At 55.3% G+C, this 19,832-nt stretch carries 13 protein-coding genes, 1 tRNA gene and 4 pseudogenes; 7 read left to right on the forward strand and 11 right to left on the reverse strand.

Going from position 1 to position 19,832, the window contains the following annotated elements; translation table 11 throughout:
• Positions 1-152: 152 nt before the first annotated feature.
• Entirely contained in the window at positions 153-827 is a 675-nt protein-coding gene (locus tag M1D91_RS19390; protein WP_437433561.1) for a class I SAM-dependent methyltransferase, read from the forward strand.
• A gap of 39 nt (positions 828-866) precedes the next feature.
• Here the strand turns inward: M1D91_RS19390 and citG are convergent, their stop codons facing one another.
• The 8 genes from citG to M1D91_RS19430 are packed head-to-tail and all read right to left on the reverse strand — an operon-like array spanning position 867 to position 8,222.
• The gene (gene citG, locus M1D91_RS19395) at positions 867-1,697 is read right to left on the reverse strand and encodes a triphosphoribosyl-dephospho-CoA synthase CitG (RefSeq protein ID WP_437433562.1); all 831 of its coding nucleotides are present in this window, start codon (positions 1,695-1,697) and stop codon (positions 867-869) included.
• On the reverse strand, positions 1,675-2,214 hold the full coding sequence (citX, locus tag M1D91_RS19400) for a citrate lyase holo-[acyl-carrier protein] synthase (protein WP_437433563.1): 540 nt from the start codon (positions 2,212-2,214) through the stop codon (positions 1,675-1,677). Before citX ends, citG begins: the two co-directional genes overlap by 23 nt.
• Positions 2,211-3,737, reverse strand: a complete 1,527-nt coding sequence (gene citF, locus M1D91_RS19405) for a citrate lyase subunit alpha (RefSeq protein WP_437433564.1) — start codon at positions 3,735-3,737, stop codon at positions 2,211-2,213. The genes citX and citF overlap by 4 nt, the downstream gene beginning before the upstream one ends.
• A 10-nt stretch (positions 3,738-3,747) precedes the next feature.
• Entirely contained in the window at positions 3,748-4,623 is an 876-nt protein-coding gene (gene citE, locus M1D91_RS19410) for a citrate (pro-3S)-lyase subunit beta (protein ID WP_437433565.1), read from the reverse strand.
• A complete protein-coding gene (gene citD / locus M1D91_RS19415) occupies positions 4,620-4,913 on the reverse strand; it encodes a citrate lyase acyl carrier protein (RefSeq protein WP_437433566.1) in 294 nt (97 codons plus the stop codon). The genes citE and citD overlap by 4 nt, the downstream gene beginning before the upstream one ends.
• Before the next feature lie 19 nt (positions 4,914-4,932).
• Positions 4,933-5,952: a [citrate (pro-3S)-lyase] ligase gene (gene citC / locus M1D91_RS19420; RefSeq protein ID WP_437433567.1), complete on the reverse strand. Its 1,020-nt coding sequence runs from the start codon at positions 5,950-5,952 to the stop codon at positions 4,933-4,935.
• A 16-nt stretch (positions 5,953-5,968) separates the two neighbouring features.
• Positions 5,969-6,835, reverse strand: a complete 867-nt coding sequence (locus M1D91_RS19425) for a fumarylacetoacetate hydrolase family protein (RefSeq protein WP_437433568.1) — start codon at positions 6,833-6,835, stop codon at positions 5,969-5,971.
• Positions 6,836-6,857: 22 nt separating this feature from the next.
• The gene (locus M1D91_RS19430; RefSeq protein ID WP_437433569.1) at positions 6,858-8,222 is read right to left on the reverse strand and encodes a 2-hydroxycarboxylate transporter family protein; all 1,365 of its coding nucleotides are present in this window, start codon (positions 8,220-8,222) and stop codon (positions 6,858-6,860) included.
• 330 nt (positions 8,223-8,552) lie between these two features.
• Between M1D91_RS19430 and M1D91_RS19435 the strand changes: the two genes are divergently transcribed.
• Both M1D91_RS19435 and M1D91_RS19440 read left to right on the forward strand, forming a co-directional pair.
• The gene (locus tag M1D91_RS19435) at positions 8,553-10,184 is read left to right on the forward strand and encodes an ATP-binding protein (protein WP_437433592.1); all 1,632 of its coding nucleotides are present in this window, start codon (positions 8,553-8,555) and stop codon (positions 10,182-10,184) included.
• 120 nt (positions 10,185-10,304) lie between these two features.
• A complete protein-coding gene (locus M1D91_RS19440) occupies positions 10,305-11,003 on the forward strand; it encodes a response regulator (protein ID WP_437433570.1) in 699 nt (232 codons plus the stop codon).
• Positions 11,004-11,149: 146 nt separating this feature from the next.
• Here the strand turns inward: M1D91_RS19440 and M1D91_RS19445 are convergent, their stop codons facing one another.
• Positions 11,150-13,300 carry an ornithine decarboxylase gene (locus M1D91_RS19445; protein WP_437433571.1) on the reverse strand — a complete coding sequence of 717 codons (2,151 nt, stop codon included), beginning with the start codon at positions 13,298-13,300 and terminating at the stop codon, positions 11,150-11,152.
• Between the two features lie 493 nt (positions 13,301-13,793).
• Between M1D91_RS19445 and M1D91_RS19450 the strand changes: the two are divergent.
• The 3 genes and pseudogenes from M1D91_RS19450 (at position 13,794) to M1D91_RS19460 (ending at position 16,020) form a co-directional block, all read left to right on the forward strand.
• Positions 13,794-14,512: pseudogene (locus M1D91_RS19450) on the forward strand (DUF554 domain-containing protein).
• 105 nt (positions 14,513-14,617) lie between these two features.
• Positions 14,618-14,693, forward strand: a tRNA-Phe gene (locus M1D91_RS19455).
• A 322-nt stretch (positions 14,694-15,015) separates the two neighbouring features.
• Positions 15,016-16,020: pseudogene (locus tag M1D91_RS19460) on the forward strand (tyrosine-type recombinase/integrase).
• 187 nt (positions 16,021-16,207) lie between these two features.
• Here the strand turns inward: M1D91_RS19460 and M1D91_RS19465 are convergent.
• Together M1D91_RS19465 and M1D91_RS19470 are read right to left on the reverse strand one after the other, a co-directional pair.
• A pseudogene (locus tag M1D91_RS19465) lies at positions 16,208-16,894 on the reverse strand (integrase domain-containing protein); the annotation flags it as partial.
• A gap of 1 nt (position 16,895) precedes the next feature.
• A pseudogene (locus M1D91_RS19470) lies at positions 16,896-17,156 on the reverse strand (hypothetical protein); the annotation flags it as partial.
• Positions 17,157-17,697: 541 nt separating this feature from the next.
• On the opposite strand from M1D91_RS19470, the gene M1D91_RS19475 reads away from it, so the two are divergent.
• Complete coding sequence (locus M1D91_RS19475; protein WP_437433572.1) at positions 17,698-19,803, forward strand: type VI secretion system Vgr family protein; 2,106 nt, start codon at positions 17,698-17,700, stop codon at positions 19,801-19,803.
• The last annotated feature ends 29 nt before the right edge of the window (positions 19,804-19,832 follow it).

The raw sequence follows: 19,832 nt of genomic DNA on the forward strand, positions 1-19,832 counted from the left end.
AGCCCTCTTCTCCGGAGGAGGGCTATTCCCCTTCAATCCCCACAAATAGGTCACAAAACCCGGCATATTTGCCCTCTTGTTCTGACCCCACAGTGCTAGATTCTTACCCTATCGCCATTCCGATATTTCGATTCCACAGAGAAGGTAAAACGATGTTAGAGATCGCCGACTTACGGGTTTTCTTTGAAGCACCTGAGATTAAGCACGTCATTGATACCACCTGGGACAAGGTGGGCGAAGCGCTCAGGCAGGCTCAGGCTGAACTGCCCGCCGAGTTAGCGATGCCACGTCGCGAGCTCTCTTTTCACGATCAGGTAAAAAGCCTGGGCTACCTTTGCTGGCTGCTTGAGCACAACAAGGTAGCGGGCGATATCATTGAAATCGGCGTCTGGAAGGGCAAATCCACCGCCTTTATGAACGAGATCTGCCAGCATAAGCGCCGGATTATCAGCGTTGATCCGATGGAGTTGCCGAATCAGGAAAACGAACTCCGTTTCTACCATGAGCGTATGTTCCCGCAGGTGAACCTGGTGCGTGGGTATTCGGAACTGAGTATTGAACGCGTGCTGGCCTTCAAACCACAGACCGTGCTGCTGCATATTGATGGTGGTCATGAGGGTCGCCATGTGCTGGTGGACTTCCTGCTCTATTCTCCGACCGTTGTCTCAGGCGGCTTTATCGTCTTTGACGATTACCGTGACTGGCAGTATTCACCGGAAGTCGGCCCGGCAGTCGATCTGCTGCGGGCGGGCGGTTATTTCAAGGATTTCGATGTTATCGGCAGCCTGCCTGGGTTCGAAAACAGCTATCTGCTGCAAAAGCGATAAACTCATTACAGCGGGGCCTCTGCGGCCCCTGTTTATGCCCTACCCCAGGGTCGCCAGCACATAAGAGACCGCCAGCAAATCGGCGCTGCCGCCTGGACTCAGGTTTCGGCTCATGAGCGCCCTGTCCATCGCGTGCAACCGTTCATTATCCCAGCCGTTTTTCAAAAGCGAGGCTGCATAGCGCTGTACAAAGTACAATCCATCAATGCCGCCGCGAGAGACCAGGTTACTGTCAAGATTTCCGGCCATCAGGCGCAGTAAGGCATGATGAAAACGCCGCTCGCCGGACTCTTTAAACCAGTACGGCAGCACGTGCTGTCGCACGGTCGGAAACCCGTTTTCAACCTCACCGCGCGCCCCCGTCAGGCCATACTGCTGGTACTGTATTTCCCCCGCCGTCACCGCATGGGTACGTGAGGCCAGCTCGCGCGCCACCAGCCCCTTACAGATTTCACTGACCTGCTGGCAGACGGATTCGGCACAGACGAGACGGTTTTGTCCGCGCAGACGGCCTGCGGCAAAACAGATAAGCCCAAGGGAAAAGATGCCGCCTTTATGGGTGTTCACGCCGTCGGTCGCTTCAAACATAGCCTGTTCACAGGCCATGCCCGCCGGGCGCAGCAGGCGCAATTGTTCACTGGCGGGTTTGAGCGCATGTTCATAACCGGCCTTTTCGAAGCGGCGAAACCAGGGGGCGATGGCCGCAATACTGCGTAAAAATAACGCATGATCCATATCGCTGTGCGAACCGTTATTCGCCAGATCCACTAGCCCCGGTTTGGGGGTGAGATTGAGTTCAAGACGTAACGCCATCACCGCCAGGGCAGCAACGTCAAAGCGGGCGAGTTTAGTCGCGAGCGAACCAGACATCGATCATCTTCTCCACGCGTCCCACCACCTCGTCGAGGGAATGACGGCGCGAGCGGGCGCAACCGTGACCCGGCTCGTCGCACACCAGACAGCGGCGGGTGGCGAGATCCAGCGACTGACGGCCAATCTGACCATTTTTCGGGCACAGGACGTCAAAGTCCCAGAGCCTGCCGAGCGGATGCGATTGTTCCATCTCCACGCACCGGGCTTTGATTTCCACCGCGGTATGGTCAACGCACCACAAGGCTTCGGGACCGGTCGGAAGCCACAATACCTGGCGGTCCAGTACCGACCAGTGATGTTGCCACAACAGCTGATCGCAGGCCTGCAGGGCAACACCCATCGTATTACGATAACGAATGCTGTCTTTATGGGCGCCCGGTGTCACCAGCGTCAGGGAGATAACCGGGTGTCGATAGTGAGTGAGCCAGTCAGCCTGGCGCGCTGCACGAGCCTCTTTTGAGGCCAGCAGCGCATCAAGGCTGACGCCCGGGCGTTCGGGCGTCAGTACGGTCATGCATTGTTCTCCTTCACCTGGCGAACAACATCAATCACGCTACCATCACGGTAGCGAATCACGCCGACAATACGGTCAGTGAATTCAATGGGTTTCGGTGTGCCGGTAAGGGAAATCGCGCGCTGATAAAGTACATCGATATCCACTACTTTAAGGCCCGCCGCCACCAGGCGCTCGCGAATTTCCGGCCGTGCGGGGTTGACCGCGATACCGTGGTCGGTGACCAGCACATCAATGCTCTCCCCCGGTGTCAGCAGCGTGGTCACACGCTTAACCACTGTCGGAATGCGGGTGCGCAGCAGCGGCGCCACTACAATGGTCAGGTTAGCAGACGCCGCCACGTCGCAGTGTCCACCGGACGCGCCGCGCATCACGCCGTCAGAGCCGGTAATGACGTTGACGTTAAAATCGACATCAATTTCCAGCGCGCTGAGGATAACCACATCCAGCTGGTCGCAACTGGCGGCTTTACTGCCGGGGTTAGCGTAGACGTTGGTGGAGATTTCCACGTGATTCGGATTACGCGCCAGCGAAGCCGCCGCTTCGCTGTCGAAGCACTGGGTGTCGAGCAGCTTCGCCACCAGCCCTTTTTCATGCAGCGAAACCAGACCCCCGGTGATGCCGCCCAGCGCAAAGTTTGCCTTTATGCCGCTGCGCTCCATCTTCTCTTCCATAAAGCGTGTGCAGGCCGTGGCCGCCGCGCCGGAACCGGTCTGCATGGAAAAACCGTTTTTGAAGTAGCCGGAGTGTTCGATAACGTCCGCCGCGTAGCGGGCTATCATCAGTTCACGCGGATTGCTGGTGACACGGGCCGCGCCAACGCTGATTTTCGCCGGGTCGCCCACGCTCTCTACCTGCACGATGTAGTCTACCTGATCCTGCACCAGGCTTGCCGGCATGTTGGGGAACGGCACCAGCTCTTCGGTCAGCAGTACCACGTTGCGGGCGAACTGCGCATCCACCATCGCATACCCCAGCGACCCGCAGGCGGATTTGCCGTGCGTGCCGTTGGCGTTGCCAAACTCATCGCTGCACGGCACCCCGAGAAATGCGACGTCAATGTTCAGCTCACCGTCCTGCAATAGCTTAACGCGACCGCCGTGAGAGTGAATTTGCACCGGCTCTTGCATCAGGCCGTGAGAGATAGCGTCGGCCAGCTTGCCGCGCATCCCGGAGGTATAAATCCGGCTAATTACGCCATTCTGAATATGCTCAATCAGGCTGTCGTTGCAGGTCATCAGCGAACTGGAGGCCAGGGTCAGGTGTTTAAAACCCAGGCGCGCCAGGGTCGCCACGACCGTGTTAATCACCCGGTCGCCTTCACGAAACGCATGATGGAACGAAATGGTCATCCCATCCTTCAGGCCGCTACGGGCAATGGCCTCTTCGAGCGTGGCGCACAGTTTACGGTGATGTTTACTCTCAACATCCGCAAGCCACGGCGTCGCCGTGTGGGCCGTATCAAAGGGTTTTAAGTCGCGCAGGTGCGGAAAATTAACGTGGAGAAGCTCTGTCTGATTCATTGTTCTGTCCTTACCGACGCACGCCGGACGCGGCGGCACGTTCGAGTACAACCTGCGCGTGGTTAATGATAGGGCCGTCGATCATTTTGCCGTTCAGGGAGACCACGCCAAGCCCGTTACGTTCGCCCTCCTGTGCCGCTTCGATCACGCGTTTCGCGTGATCGACTTCCTGCTGGGTAGGCGCATAGGCATTGTGCAGCAGATCGATCTGTCGGGGGTTGATCAAGGATTTACCGTTGAAGCCCATTTTGCGGATCAGCTCGACCTCTCGCAGGAAGCCCGCTTCGTCGTTCAAATCTGACCACACCACGTCAAAGGCATCGATGCCTGCGGCGCGCGCGGCATGCAGTACGGCACAACGGGCGTAGAACAGCTCAGTGCCGTCACCGCGTTCGGTCTGCATGTCCATCACATAGTCGAATGCCGCCAGCGCAATGCCGATCAGACGCTGAGAGCTACGGGCAATGGCCACCGCATTGATCACGCCAATTGCCGACTCGATAGCCGCCATCACACGCGTGGAGCCGATTTCACGGCCACATTCCAGTTCGATGCGTTCCAGGTGGCGTTCCAGTTCGTAGATATCGTCCGGCGTATCGGTCTTCGGCAGACGCACCACGTCCACCCCGGCGCGTACCACGGCTTCCAGATCTTGCAGGCCAAACGGGGTATTGAGCGGGTTAATGCGCACCACGGTTTCGATATCTTTGTACATCGGGTGTTGCAGGGCGTGGAATACCAGCACACGGGCAGTGTCTTTCTCACGCAGGGCTACCGCATCTTCCAGGTCGAACATAATCGAGTCCGGGCGGTAGATAAACGCCGTGGAGAGCATGGCGGCATTGGCACCGGGGAGGAACAGCATACTACGACGAAGTTTTTTCATAGCAGTTTCTCCCAGTTGATCTGGTCACTGTCGCTGGCACGCAGAAGAGCGCTTTGCAGACGGGCACGGATAACGCAGTCCAGCGCACCTTTATCTTCGATAATTACCACTCCCTGGTGGACGTCCAGATTACGCAGCGTGGTGACCACCACCTCACGAATCTGGTCGCCGAACTGCTTAATCACTTCACTGTGGATGACGATGTCCAGCTCCCCTTCGGCGGGGGCTATTTTCACCATCAGGTCGCTGGATTCCAGGGTCCCGGCCAGCGCCTCCCTAACAATTTTCATATTTTATGTCCTGAGTTTTTTAAGCGACTTCCGCGCTGTAGTACATTTCAAGGTGCGCGAAAGTGGTATCCGGTACGATTTCCCGAATACGGGAAAACTGCTGCGTTTTCAGTAAACGCCGAACTTCCGAGGCTGAAATGGCATTGCCCGTCGCTTTGATGCGCGGGATCTCAATTACCTCTACCGCGCCCGCCAGCAGACTGTGCATGGTCTGGTTGTACTGACGGGTGATATCGCAAAACGGCTCGGATCCGATAAAGCGATGGGTAATACCCAGCGCCGGGGCAATGTGGTTGCGGAAAATCAGCAGATCGATCTCGCTCCATGCCTGCTGCACTTTCCCGCTCTCTTTAAGAAAATAGGCCGGGAAGGTGGCGCGGGAGATGATGTACGCCGACCCTTCGTGCACGGTGACGTTGGGCAGATGGGCCACCCCGGCTCTCACCATCTTCATACGCGCGGTAAACGGGAAAAAGGAGGCATCCTCCTGCACCACGAACAGGTGTAAGTGATCACAGGATTTAGCGGCCTGTTCCACCAGGTGACGGTGTCCGAGCGTGAAGGGGTTCGCGTTCATGACGATCGCGCCGATTCGCGCGCCAGCCACGTGCGCACGCTGCAACGAACGGCAATAGCGGCTGATGCCAGACGGTGTGTTTTCCATTAACACGGCGTTATTGCCGCTCTGGGCAATCGGCCAGAATCCACTGCGCGCAAAGCGCTCCCGGTTACAGGGGCGTGTGCAGAGAAACAGATGAAAATGGCCTCTGGCGAGCGCCAGGTGCTCGACTTCCGCCAGCAACCGGGCGCTGAGATTTTCTCCACGCAGGGCTTCATCTACCGCCACACACTTGATGACGTTAGCGGTCAGACCCGCACAACCCACCAGCCGCGTACCGGACCAGGCTTCAACGAAGGTGGTGATATCGCTGTCCAGACCTAAGCCGCTGTCGGCGAGCAGTGAACGGATCTGCATAAAGCGCTGCGATCCGCTTGCCACGTCTGCCACGCGAAAATCGATGGGGAGTTGTGTTTGCATGATGCTGCCTGCTTCCTTAGTGCGCCGCCGCCAGGGTTTGCTGCATGGGTGCATCGGCGATCACATTGCTGAGGTGACCGATGTTTTCGATCTCCACTTCAATGCGATCCCCGGCATGCATGAACAGCGGAGGCGTGCGTTTTTTACCCACGCCGCCCGGAGAGCCCGTAATGATCACGTCGCCAGCGTTCAGGCGGGTAAAGGTACTGATGTACTCGATAAGCTCTGCCACCTTGTGGATCATGCTGGCGGTGTTGTCTTCCTGCACCATGCGACCATTCAGCCAGGTGCGGATGGCAAGACTATGCGGATCAGGGATCTCATCCGCCGTGGCCATCCAGGGGCCAAAGGCACCGGTCTGACGCCAGTTTTTACCGGCGGTAAACCAGGTGTGCTGCCAGTCGCGGGCGGAACCGTCCATGTAGCAGCTGTAGCCTGCGACAAAGTTCAGCGCCTCGTCGCGGGAGATGTCTTCTCCGCTTTTGCCGATGATCACCGCCAGCTCGCCCTCATAGTCAAACTCCCTGGAGTGGCGCGGCTTGAGGACGGGCGTCTGGTGTCCGGTTTGTGAATCAGCGAAGCGGATAAACAGCGTCGGCGCCGGATTGTGCTGGTCAAACTCTTTGCGTTTTTCGGCGTAGTTCATGCCAACGCAGAGAATTTTTCCTGGGTTATCAATCACCGGTAAAAATTCCAGTGCATCGAAGTGCAGATCCGCCTGGTCACCGGCAAACTGCCGGGCTTCGCTTAACGCGTCGGCGGCGAGCAGCGATTTCAAATCACTGTAACGGCTCCCCAGACGGCGTCCCAGATCGACCACACCATCCGCTTTCACGATCCCGTAACTGCGGATCCCCTGATGGACAAAGCTTGCGAGTTTCATATCAGTTCCTGTAACACATGAATCAAACGAGGAAGTTGCCAAGGACCAGCAGCGATACCGAGACATTGATTGCGCCGCCAATACGGGTGGCAATCTGCGCGAACGGCATCAGACTCATACGGTTACCCGCAGTGAGGATGGCAACATCCCCGGTGCCACCCTGCCCGCTCTGACAGCAGGAGACGATGGCAACATCAATCGGATGCATACCGATTTTTTCACCGACGAAGAAGCCGGTCGCGACAAGGGCAGACACGGTGCTGACGATAACCAGCAGGTTCGTCAGGGTGAAAGCGTGAACCAGCTCCTGCCACGGCGTGATAGCTACACCAACGGCAAAAAGGATGGGATAGGTCACGGAGGTCTGGAAGAATTTGTAAACGACCTGCGAGCCTTCAAGGATTTTCGGCGACACGCCGTGCACCAGCTTGACCAGCACCGCCATGAACAGCATGCCAACCGGTGCAGGCAGACCAATCAGCTTGTGGCCCAGCATACCCAGCATATAGAGCAGTACCGCCAGCAGCGCGCCGGAGGCAATGGTCGTGACGTCCGCTTTGCCGCTGAATGCCGGTGCAGGCGTTGACTTCTCAGCGCTGTTCGGTTGGTCAGGCATCAACTGGCCTTCGCCAGTCAGGTGCGGGAAGCGTTTACCCAGCTGGTTCAGGCAGCCGGAGATGATGATGGCGGTCAGCCCACCCAGCATCACCATCGGCAACACGCGACCGAGCGCAACACCCTGATCCATATGCAGAATAGTGGCGTAACCGATGGAGAGCGGAATAGCCCCTTCACCCACGCCGCCGGCCATAATAGGCAGAATAATAAAGAAGAAGATCTGGAAGGGTTCAAGACCGAGCAGCATACCGACGCTCATTCCCACGATCATGCCGACAATCTCGCCGCACAGCATCGGGAAGAAAATGCGCAGAAAGCCCTGAATCAGCGTGGTGCGGTTCATGCTCATGATACTGCCCACGATAATGCAGCAGATATAGAGATAGAGAATGTTGGTGGACTTGTAGAATTTGGTGGTGGACTCCACTACCACGTCGGGCAGCAGGCCATAATAGACCATTGCGGACGGGATAAAGGTGGCGCAAATTGCCGCCGCACCGAGTTTACCGATAATCGGCAGGCGTTTGCCAAATTCGCCGCAGGCGAAGCCGAAAAACGCGAGGGTAGCGACCATCACCACGATATCGCTCGGCAATTTCCCACCCAGACAGTCAACTGCTATCAATGCACCAGCGAGAACAAATAATGGCAATGGAATAATCCCGACCTTCCAGGTATCCATGATGTGCCACCATCTGTCTTTTAAAGATGTTTTTTGAATCGAGAGCGATTCAGAGGTAATAGAAAAAGAATCATCAGTTGTGCTCATAATTAAGCCCCTTGGTTATTTTGCAGCGTAAGAGTAAAGGGACAAGCGTTTACAATATGTGAGGGGTCGCATAATAAAACCAGAGTTTTAATGGCATCTATGGTTTTTATGGTTTCTATTTTTTAATGTGATTAACGCCGTAATTATTCCCGTGGTTTTTATGGTTTCTTTATATTAAAAAACAATTTAATAACATTTTCAGAAAATCTCTGTTTCTTTATCAGTATCACTGCCTGCCTGATGTGCAAAGGATCACAAGTTTCCGGTAAACTCGCCACCGCAGCGCTGAAAGATGTTACATTGCTGTTTTTCTCGCTCGCGCGTGGCCTCATGAAACTGTCGTTCCAGATTAAGCTGTTTATATCGCTGGTTCTTTTTTTCTCCGGTTTGTTTATCTTACTGGGTAGTTATTATTATATCGATGTGGGCCGCCAGCTTTATCAGGAAATGAGTGTCAGGGCAAAAATACAAGCAGAAGAAATAGCCATTATCCCAAGCTTACGCAAGTCGGTTGCTGAAAAAGATACGTCGGCTATTGCTAATTTTATGCAGAAGGTCGTCAAGCGCAGCGATGCCAGCTTTATTGTTATTGGTGATAATAAAGGCATTCATCTTTTTCATTCTGTTTACCAAGACAGAGTCGGCACATTATTGGTCGGCGGGGATAATCAGGAAGTGTTACAGGGGAAAAGCCTGACGACTATTCGTAAGGGCGGACTGGGTATTTCTTTACGCAGTAAAGCACCGATATTTAACGACGCAGGCCAGGTCATCGGCATTGTCTCGGTGGGCTATCTCACAAGCTACCTCGACACCATCACGCTTGGTAAAGCGATCAACATCTTTATTGCTGCCGTACTACTGCTGGCGGCGCTGTTTATCTTTTCGTGGTTCTTCACCCGCAGTATTAAAAAGCAGATCTTTTCTCTGGAGCCACGGGAAATTGGCCTGCTGGTACGCCAGCAAAAAGCGATGATGGAGTCAATTTATGAAGGGGTGATCGCTATCGACAGCAATCTGCGTATTGAAGTGATCAACCAGGCCGCCAGGAAACTGCTGAGTCTGAGCCAGCCGACGCGGGCGCTGCGCGGGCAGTTGATTACCGAATTGATCCCAGGCGTCCCCTTTTTCTCCCGTGAGCTGATGCTTGAAAAAGATACTCATGATGAGATTTGCCGCTTTAATCAGGTGACGGTGATCGCGAGCCGGGTACGCATCATGCTGGAAGACAAATTACAGGGCTGGGTTATCACCTTTCGCGATCGCAATGAGATAGACAGCCTCAGCGCCCAGCTCAGCCAGGTAAAACGCTACGTCGATAACCTGCGCATCATGCGCCACGAGCAGCTTAACCGGATGACGACCCTTTCCGGCCTGCTGCATATGGAGCGTTATGACGACGCCATACGCTACATACAGGCGCAGTCGGAACATGCCCAGGAGCTGCTCGACTTTATCTCGTCCCGTTTTCACTCGCCGACGCTGTGCGGTTTGCTGCTGGGCAAAGCAGCCCGCGCGCGGGAAAAGGGGGTTGAGCTGGCATTCGATCCTGGTTGCCAGATGGCAAGACCAGCCCACTCACTGGCCGAAGCCGAACTTATCTCGATCATTGGCAATTTGCTGGATAACGCCATCGAAGCAACCCAACGCGCAGCGCTGCCGCACGATCCGGTTGATGTGCTGATCCTGCAAAATGAACGCGAGCTTATCATCGAAGTGGCCGATCGCGGTGTGGGGATCGCCCCGGATCTACGGCATCACATTTTTGAACGCGGGATGACCACCAAGCGCAGTGGCGATCATGGCATTGGCCTCTATCTGATCGCAAGCTATGTCACCCAGGCAGGCGGCACGATCGAAGTGTCTGATAACACCCCGCGCGGCACGATTTTCTCTTTATTTATTCCTGAAACGGGCCACGTATACACAAAATCATTCAAGATGCATCAAGGCGGCAACTGAATGAATCCCCAGGAGCTTACATGAGTAAGTGACTGGGGTGAATAAAGGCAGCCAACGAAGAGGCAGTTTGAAGGATGAAGTGTATACAATGCCCCGCTACGACGCTGGAAAACCAGACTTATGCGACATGAACAGATAGGTGTACTGATAGTAGAAGATGAAAACGAGCTGGCGCAGCTCCATGCTGAACTTATCGGTAAACATCCGCGCTTGCGGCTGGTAGGCATTGCCACGTCTCTGACAGAGGCGAAGGCGCTGCTCACCAGTAAACAGCCACAGCTGGTGCTGCTGGATAACTATCTGCCGGATGGCAAGGGCATCACCCTGATTAGCGATCCGATGATTATCCGCGCTAACTGTTCGGTGATTTTTATCACCGCCGCCAGCGACATGGACACCTGTAGTCAGGCGATTCGCAACGGCGCCTTCGATTATATTCTCAAGCCGGTGTCGTGGAAGCGGCTTAGCCAGTCGCTGGAGCGTTTTGTGCAGTTCACCGAGCAGCAGCGGGTGTGGAAGATTGTCGACCAGCAGAACGTGGATTCGCTCTACCAGCTACAGGCGAAAAATTACAAGCTGGATAACGGCAGCAAAGGGATTGAGGAGAACACCTTGTCTCGCGTGCAGACGCTGTTTGCCGATGCCGGTGAGCGCTGTTTTTCGGTGGATGAGGTGGTGGTGGAGACGGGGTTAAGTAAAACCACCGCCCGCCGTTACCTGGAGCACGGCGTGGAGTCGGGCTTTTTAGCGGTGGAGATGCAGTACGGCAAGATTGGGCATCCAAGAAGGATGTACCGCCGGACGGCGGAGAGTGCATAGGGATTGTGCCCAGTTTTCCCCCTCACCCTCTCCCCAAAGGGGCGAGGGGACTGTTCAGTGCGATCTGGTAGACCTCACACTCCGCTTTTCTCCCTCTCCTCGTGGGAGAGGGCCGGGGTGAGGGCATCAGGCCGCAGAGGAAAGCATCAGGCCGCAGAGGACTGCTTCAGCACGTTCCCGTATAACCGCTTAATCCCGTCGGCATCCGTCTCGGAGTAGACCCCCTGCAACTCCGGTGAGAAGCCCGGTAGGAGGTTGACGCCCTCTTCCAGTGCCAGGAAGTAGCGCTGTACCGCTCCCCCCCACACTTCGCCGGGCACCACGCACAGCACACCCGGCGGATAGGGCAACGCGCCTTCGGCGGCAATGCGCCCTTCCGCTTCGCTGATACGAACCAGATCCACGTTGCCGCGAATATACTCCTGATGCGCGTCCTGGGGGTTAACCACCACTGCCGGGAAGCTCGCCTTGCGGAACATCTCTTTTTGCAGATCCTTCACATCAAAACTCACGTAAAGGTCGTGCATCTCCTGGCAAAGCTGGCGAAGTGTGTAATCGCGATAGCGTACCGGGTACTTGTTGTAGATGGTCGGTAGCACCGCGGCCAGTGGCGTGTCGTCTTCAATATGACGTTCAAACTGGGCAAGCATCGCCACCAGATGGGCCATTTTTGCCGTGCTCTCGGCCGGTGTCAGCAGGAACAGAATTGAATTGAGATCGCATTTTTCCGGCACGATGCCGTTCTCACGCAGGTAGTTCGCCAGGATCGTTGCCGGGATCCCAAATTCCGTGTACTCCCCCGTTTGCGCATCGATCCCAGGCGTGGTCAGCAGCAACTTGCAGGGATCGACAAAGTATTGATCCTGAGCATAGCCTTCAAAACCATGCCAGCGGGCACCCGGCTCAAAGCTGAAGAAGCGGCGCTCACGGGCAATCACCTCAGTTGGATGATCCTGCCACGGGCGACCGGCGATTTCCGGCGGCACGAACGGCTGGATCATTTTACAGTTGGCGATAATCGACTTGCGGGCTTCAATGCCCACCTCAACACACTCGGCCCACAGACGCCGCCCGCTCTCACCCTGATGGATTTTGGCGTTCACATCGAGTGCCGCGAAGAGCGGATAGAACGGGCTGGTCGAGGCATGCAGCATAAAGGCATTATTCAGCCGTTTGTGCGGGCAGAAACGGGCCTGTCCACGCAGGTGGTTATCCTTTTTATGGATCTGCGACGTCTGCGAGAAACCGGCCTGCTGTTTATGAACGGACTGGGTAACAAAGATCCCCGGATCGTTTTCGTTCAGATCCAGCAGCAGCGGCGAGGTGTCGGCCATCATCGGGATGAACTGTTCATAGCCTACCCAGGCAGAGTCAAACAGGATGTAGTCGCAGAGCGTGCCGATCTTGTCGATCACCTGCCGGGCGTTGTAAATCGTGCCGTCGTAAGTGCCGAGCTGAATAATCGCCAGGCGGAACGGGCGCGGCTGGTTGGCTTTTTCCGGCGCCACGTCGCGGATCAGTTCACGCAGGTATGCCTCATCAAAGCAGTGATCGTCAATGCCGCCAATAAAACCGAACGGGTTACGTGAGGCTTCCAGATAGACCGGCGTGGCTCCGGCCTGGATCAACGCGCCGTGGTGATTAGATTTATGGTTGTTGCGGTCAAACAGCACCAGATCGCCCCGGGTCAGCAGCGCATTGGTCACCACTTTATTGGCGGCAGACGTACCGTTCAGCACAAAGTAGGTTTTATCGGCGTTAAAGACTTTTGCCGCAAACTTCTGTGCGTGCTTCGCAGAGCCTTCGTGGATAAGCAGGTCGCCCAGCTTAACGTCGGCGTTGCACATGTCGGCACGAAAGACATTCTCGCCGAAGAAGTCGTAGAACTGCCTGCCAGCCGGGTGTTTCTTGAAGAATTCCCCGTGCTGATGGCCCGGACAGGCGAAGGTTTCGTTTTTCATCTCAACGTACTGGCGCAGGGTATCAAAAAAGGGCGGCAGCAGATCCTCTTCATAGGCGCAGGCGGCGGTTTCAATCTCCAGCCAGTCCTGATCCTGACCGTTAATAATCGCGGTAACCCCGTCCGGCAGCGCCTCGGTTTCATTGTCGAATAAAAACACCGGCAGGTTAAAGCCTGTCCGTTTGAGCAACGCCAGAATACCGCTACGGCTCTCTGCCAGGGTAATGACGACTGCCGCCACATCCGTGAAGTCGGTACTGTCCAGCGTCACCTTTTCGCGGTGCGTAGACAGGGTGGATATCAGCTCGCGGCTGACGGCAATTTTCATTGTTTTCATAAGCACACATACCCGTTACAGGGGGAAAAAGGCCCCGGATGAAGCGTTTGCCTCACCCCACGAAGGTGTCTGACTGGAACCCGCTCCGACCGCCAGACATCAGTAAAATCAGACAAGATCTGGTTTTAATGTTGTCCTGAAGTGAGCGTACGGTAGCCTCACCGCATGGTGAGTGAAGTATGGGATAAAATTGAACGGGTGAACATGCGCACGGGTGTGCGATGCTGATGTCTGAGTGAGGAGAGTCGCGTCATCCCAGGCCGTCCCGTGTGGTTGAGAGGAAAATCCGCGCAATCATGTCATCATTTATTAACAGCTGCAACCAACGAGACAACGGCAAACTTTAGCCTCATGCAGACGCATTTTCATTGGTTCACATAAGTAACTATATTCAAAAGATTAATACTCACCAGCACCGCATTATTCGGGCATAATAATGTGCATTACAGCGCCATACTATGCAGTTGCTCACGCCAGGTATCAGGAGAAAAACGTGTTTACTGGACCCTTTATCAATGCTGCCGCCGTTCTTTTAGGCGGCGTTCTGGGGGCGGTCCTTAGCCAGCGCTTGCCGGAACGTATTCGCGCCAATATGCCGTCGATTTTTGGCCTCGCATCCCTGGGGATCGGCATTCTGCTGGTGATTAAATGCGTCAATCTCCCCGTGATGGTGCTCTCTACTCTTGTCGGCACGCTAATTGGTGAACTCTGCTACGTGGAGCGCGGCATCAGCGGTAGCGTAAATGGCCTGCGCAACGTGCTGCAAAAGCGTCGTGGCGGTGAACACGCCCTCACTGGGCATGAGGCGTTTATTCAGAGTCTGGTGGCGATCATTATTCTGTTTTGTGCGAGCGGACCGGTATCTTCGGCGCGATGCGTGAAGGCATGACCGGGGATAACAGTATCCTCATTGCAAAAGCCTTTCTCGATTTCTTTACTGCATTAATTTTTGCCACCTCGCTGGGCATTGCCGTCGCCGCGATCAGCGTGCCAATGCTGGCGATTCAGCTCACCCTCGCTTACAGCGCCACGCTGATTATGCCGTTAACCACGCCTGCGATGATGGGCGATTTTACCGCCGTGGGCGGTGTGCTCCTGTTAGCTACGGGCTTAAGAATTTGTGGCATCAAGATGTTTGCAGTAGCGAACATGCTGCCTGCCCTCGTTCTGGCCATGCCGCTTTCCGCCCTGTGGACCGCCTTTTTTGCCTGAAGATACGTGCATCTCCTCTTTTCTGGTGATAGATTGTGCAGTCTGCAACGATTTGAAGAAATTTCGTTGACGAGGCGAGGCGAATCGGTTTTAATGCCCGCCGTTGCCCGGATAGCTCAGTCGGTAGAGCAGGGGATTGAAAATCCCCGTGTCCTTGGTTCGATTCCGAGTCCGGGCACCACTTATTCAGAGAACCCAGCCTATGGCTGGGTTTTTGCTTTTAGAGATGTGGACTCTCCATCGAACTTCGTTCGATTATTCGCCGCACGCGGCTCACCCCTTTGGGGCCAGCGCGACAAGCGCGCTGTTCAACGCCTGCGGCGTTAGTCCGAGCCCGGGCACCACCTTTCCTTTTTTATGCTTCCTTATGAATTCCTATGTGTATGCAATTCAATTAGTTAGCGTAAAAATCTTTCCGGATACGTTTTGATTTATCCCTGTGTATCCGGAAAATTGTGAGTCAGATTGAGGGTTCATTCAGTTCGATGAACGGAGAGACCCTCATGCTAACTGACAGTAAAATTCGCGCCGCGAACCCCCTCGCAAAGTCCTACAAAATCACCGATTCACGAGGTCTGTACCTGACGGTATCCACCAGCGGCGCTAAGTTATGGTATTTCCGCTATCGCTTCGATGACAAAGAAAATTGTCTAGCCTTTGGCGCTTATCCTCTGGTGACGCTGGCGGAAGCCCGCGAAAAACGCGATGCAGCGCGTAAGCTGCTGGCGTCCGGTATTTGTCCTTCGCAGATCCGCAAGGCGGATAACGCCGCCGTGGGTACATCCCGCACGTTTACCTTTATCGCCACCGCGTGGCACACCAGTTGCCTTAAGCTCTGGTCGGAAGGCCACGCCGATAACATCCTCACCTGTCTTCATCGCTACGTCTTTCCCGATATTGGCACGATGGATATCGCCAAAATTGAAACCCGCCATCTGGCGCTGGAGCTGAGCCTGCACGTCTTTCTGCGCTCCAGTGAGCTGCGCCTCGCCCACTGGGATGAGTTCAACCTGAAAGCCCATATCTGGACGGTGCCAGCACAGCGGGAAGCGGTTAAGGGCGTGAGATTTTCATCGCGTGGCGCAAAGATGAAAGATGAGCATCTGGTGCCGTTATCCGCACAGGCCGTCGCTCTGCTGGAGCAGATAAAGGAAATTACTGGAGAGTCGGTATTTGTCTTTGCGGGTGCGCATTCGATGAACAAGCCGATGAGTGAAAACACCATCAACAAAGCGCTACGGGTGATTGGCTACGACACCAAAACCGAGGTTTGCGGTCATGGTTTCAGAACAATGGCCTGTAGCGCCCTGAACGAGTCCGCACTGTGGTCGCAGGACGCCATCGAGCGCCAGATGAGCCACAAAGAGCGCAACGGCGTGCGATGTGCATAAGGCGGAGCATCTGGAAGCCGTATGGAGATGATGGAGTGGTGGTCGAATTATCTCGACGTGAGCCGCGAAGGGTACGTTGCGCCGTATATTTATGCGCGACAGCATAAGGCGGCCTGAGTCAGCGGCAATATAATTTGTTGAAAATGAAAACGCTGATCCTGATTGAGTCGGATCTGCGTTTCTGTATTAAAAGGTTTTGTATTTAATATCCCGGTGATTAATCGGAAAGCATACAAAAAATTTTGTCCTCAAAATTTTTTGTATGAAAACCAATCAATAATTCAATTTTTCAAGGTAGTAGCTATCAACCAGTCTTTTCCTGTCGCCCGTAAACCTGCGCCACATACCGTCCGCGCCCATCGCCGTGGCCCAAATCCATTGCCGTCAACGCCAGCGCTTCCTTCTCGCTGAATCCCTGCGCCAGGTAATGACGAATGGCATCCTGCGCCCACGCATAACGCAACGAGTGTGGGGAATAGGCGCCAGTTAAGTCAAGACCCGACGCCTGGCTGTGGCAGTATTTCATCGCGCTTTTCAGGTCAGGCTTATCGATCAGCCTGCCGTGGCGATCTTCTGCCACCGCCAGCGCATTATCCAGCGCTTTTCTGACAGCTATAGCATCAAGAATAACGGTTTCACGCGGACGGCCGTCTTTGGTGCCGAATACCACAGTCAGCCGGGACTCCTCCCGCTCCAGCGACTGTTTCCACGTTCTTAATGACTGCGCACTCTGTACCGCTTCCTGCGAGCGTAATCCCATCAGCCTTGCAAGTTCCAGCGTTGCCGCCAGCCCCGGCTCTCTGACTCTGGCGGTTTCCAGCCCCTGTCGGTAATGCTCCGGCGTGATGGCCCGTTTCGTACCGCTACGGGATGCGCCGGACAACCCCAGTGAATGGTTGTTTATCCGGTCACCGTCTGCCAGTTTTGCACGCCCGGCCTGTTTCAGGATACAGCGCACCGCCGCCATCTCATTTTGCAGGGAACGCTTTGTGGTGCGGTGGGATCGGATCGAATAATCCCGGTCTCAGCAGGGTGAGCGCAGCGGCCAGTCGTCCGCAGAATGCCATGCGCAGTGCCGGATCGTTGCATTCCGCCAGGGCAAGCGCGAGTTTGTCGCAGGGGGTGGCGAGGACGGTAAAATCGGTGTCGGCGCTGAAAGGGATGGAAAGTAACGGGTGTGTCGGGCTGAGGATTGTCGCCGTAAGGCAGCCTCCAGTGAGTAGCGAGTTACGCCCACCACCAGAGGTTCCAATCTCATGGGTGGTGGAACCGGACAGGGTTGGAACTACCAGCCTCACTGACACTGGCGCATCTTACGATGCCCCCGCCCGGCCCCACCATTGATATGTAGCAAAGCGCACGACACAAAAAAAGCGCAGACGCGCCTCGTGTCGTCAGTGAAGTCATTCAGGGTTCCAATCCCGGCACCTGATTTTGCAGATGCCAGTAAAAGATACGGCGATTGATGAACGCCGACAAGGGGGCAGAAACGCAGGCAAGATGCTCCCCACTGCCCGACAGCATTTCAGTAGCTCACCGGATGTAAAATAATACAGGCCATATATTCATGTGACGGATATAAATATAAAATACATTTTTAATAAAAATAAAACACAATTCACCATTCATTGACAGAAATCATAAAACAGGACAGGGAGTCGTTTTTAAATGGGACATTATTTATCAGTGATGCTAATCATTTCCCCGGTTATTCGCAGATAAGTCAGAAGACCAGATAACGCCTGTTGCGATGCCTGCGGAAATGCCCCGTTTTATTGATTCAGGGAGGCACTTATGTCGACAGGTTTACGTTTCACACTGGACGTGGATGGTCTGGGGTCAAAAACCTTCGCCGTGGTGAGCTTTCTGCTGAAACAGCGTTATTCATCCCCGTTTACTCTGGACATTGAAGTCGCCAGTGACGCTTTCGGACAGGCAGCGGAAAACGTACTGGAAAAGAACGCCACCCTGACTGTCTGGCAGGGAGATACACCACAGCGCCATATCAGCGGCATTGTCACCCGCTTCGGGATGAAAGAGTACAACGGCTGGCAGATGTGCTACAGCCTGACCATCAACCCTCCCCTGTGGCGCGCCGGGCTGCGACAAAATTTCCGTATCTTCCAGCAGCAGGATATTCAGACCATTTCCACCACGCTGCTGGAAGAAAACGGTATCACAGGCTGGGAATCGCTGTTTTATGAAGATCACCCGGCGCGGGAATTTTGCGTGCAGTATGGCGAGACCGACCTGGCGTTTCTCATCCGCCTGTGGTCGGAGGAAGGGATTTTCTTTTTTGACCGGCACGTTGCCGACACGCAAACATTAACGTTGTGCGATGACATGGCCGGGCTGTCCCGCACGGATGAAATCCCCTTTAACCCCAACCCCGCGACCACTCTTTTGCCCCTGACTGTCAGTACATTCAGTTACCAGGCGCAGATACGCCCCTCTTCGGTGGAAACCAAGGACTACACCTTTAAGGTGCCGGGATGGCCGGCGTATTACGGACGCGATGGCGAGCACCTTAACGGCCAGCGCACGCAGTATGAAGTTTTCGATTATCCGGGACGATTTAAGGATGAGCAACATGGGCAGGATTTCGCCCGCTATCAGATGGAGGGCTGGCGCAACAATGCGGAGACAGCCTCCTGCGTCAGCAATTCACCGACATTATGGCCGGGCGTCATTTTTACGCTTACCGGGCATCCGGTCAGAGAGCTTAACCGGCAATGGCAGGTTGTCAGCAGCGTTCTGACGGGCAAACAGCCGCAGGCGCTGAAAGGCAGTCAGGGGCCGGGCACCACGCTGGATAACCAGTTTGAGGTTATCCCCACTGACCGGACCTGGCGACCGCAGCCCCTGCTGAAACCGAAGGTGGATGGTCCGCAGAGCGCAATTGTGATGGGGCCGCCGGGAGAGGAAATCTTCTGCGATGAGCATGGCCGGGTGCGGGTGCGGTTTCACTGGGACCGTTACTGTCCGGGGAATGAGGACAGCTCCTGCTGGGTGCGGGTATCGCAGGCATGGGCAGGTGCCGGATTCGGCAATCTCGCCATTCCGCGCGTGGGTCAGGAGGTTATCGTGGACTTCCTCAATGGTGACCCTGACCAGCCCATCATCATGGGACGCACCTATCACCAGGACAACCGCTCTCCCGGCAGTCTGCCGGGAACGAAGACGCAGATGACCATCCGCTCAAAAACCTACAAAGGGGATGGTTTTAATGAGCTGCGCTTTGAGGATGCGACGGGGCAGGAGCAGGTTTATATCCATGCGCAGAAGGATATGGATACCGATGTGCTGAATAACCGCACCACCGATGTGACGGCAAACCACCGCGAAACCATCGGCGGCAATCAGCTCATCACCGTGAAGCAGAACCAGATACAGACGGTGGTACAGAATCAGAAAGAGACCGTGGGCCAGAACCAGAGCATTACCGTCGGCCAGAATCAGGCAGAAACGGTGGGCGTGGCGCGGGCGCTGACGGTCGGGGTGGCGTACCAGACCACGGTGGGCGGCGTGATGAATACCTCGGTGGCGCTGACGCAGTCCTCGCAGGTCGGTATTTATAAATCCCTGCTGGTTGGCAAAGGCTATGACGTCAGCGTGGGGGAAAACGTCACCTTCACGGTGGGCAAAAGCAAAACCGAAAACACAGGAAAGGTGGCGGTCTATTCCGCCGGGGAACATCTGGAACTGCGCTGCGGGCAGGCACGGCTGGTGCTGACGCAGGACGGAAAAATATTCCTTAACGGCACCGCCATTAACCTCCAGGGCGTCCAGACCCTCAGCGGCGATGCGCTGATGATTAACTGGAATTGCGGCGTAGCGGAAGATCCGCCGAAAGCACCGGAGGAAGACAGCAGCCAGCCGCCGGATATGCGGCAGTACTGAGCAATGTCACCGCAGCAACAGGGCAGTAT

The sequence above is a fragment of the Enterobacter sp. SA197 genome (assembly GCF_054131575.1).

Bases quoted from the DNA above. Each gene is read 5' to 3' on its own strand.
- M1D91_RS19390 (WP_437433561.1), top strand. From the start codon at position 153: ATGTTAGAGATCGCCGACTTACGGGTTTTCTTTGAAGCACCTGAGATT.
- citG (WP_437433562.1), bottom strand. From the start codon at position 1,697: ATGTCTGGTTCGCTCGCGACTAAACTCGCCCGCTTTGACGTTGCTGCC.
- citX (WP_437433563.1), bottom strand. From the start codon at position 2,214: ATGACCGTACTGACGCCCGAACGCCCGGGCGTCAGCCTTGATGCGCTG.
- citF (WP_437433564.1), bottom strand. From the start codon at position 3,737: ATGAATCAGACAGAGCTTCTCCACGTTAATTTTCCGCACCTGCGCGAC.
- citE (WP_437433565.1), bottom strand. From the start codon at position 4,623: ATGAAAAAACTTCGTCGTAGTATGCTGTTCCTCCCCGGTGCCAATGCC.
- citD (WP_437433566.1), bottom strand. From the start codon at position 4,913: ATGAAAATTGTTAGGGAGGCGCTGGCCGGGACCCTGGAATCCAGCGAC.
- citC (WP_437433567.1), bottom strand. From the start codon at position 5,952: ATGCAAACACAACTCCCCATCGATTTTCGCGTGGCAGACGTGGCAAGC.
- M1D91_RS19425 (WP_437433568.1), bottom strand. From the start codon at position 6,835: ATGAAACTCGCAAGCTTTGTCCATCAGGGGATCCGCAGTTACGGGATC.
- M1D91_RS19430 (WP_437433569.1), bottom strand. From the start codon at position 8,222: ATGAGCACAACTGATGATTCTTTTTCTATTACCTCTGAATCGCTCTCG.
- M1D91_RS19435 (WP_437433592.1), top strand. From the start codon at position 8,553: ATGAAACTGTCGTTCCAGATTAAGCTGTTTATATCGCTGGTTCTTTTT.
- M1D91_RS19440 (WP_437433570.1), top strand. From the start codon at position 10,305: ATGCGACATGAACAGATAGGTGTACTGATAGTAGAAGATGAAAACGAG.
- M1D91_RS19445 (WP_437433571.1), bottom strand. From the start codon at position 13,300: ATGAAAACAATGAAAATTGCCGTCAGCCGCGAGCTGATATCCACCCTG.
- M1D91_RS19475 (WP_437433572.1), top strand. From the start codon at position 17,698: ATGTCGACAGGTTTACGTTTCACACTGGACGTGGATGGTCTGGGGTCA.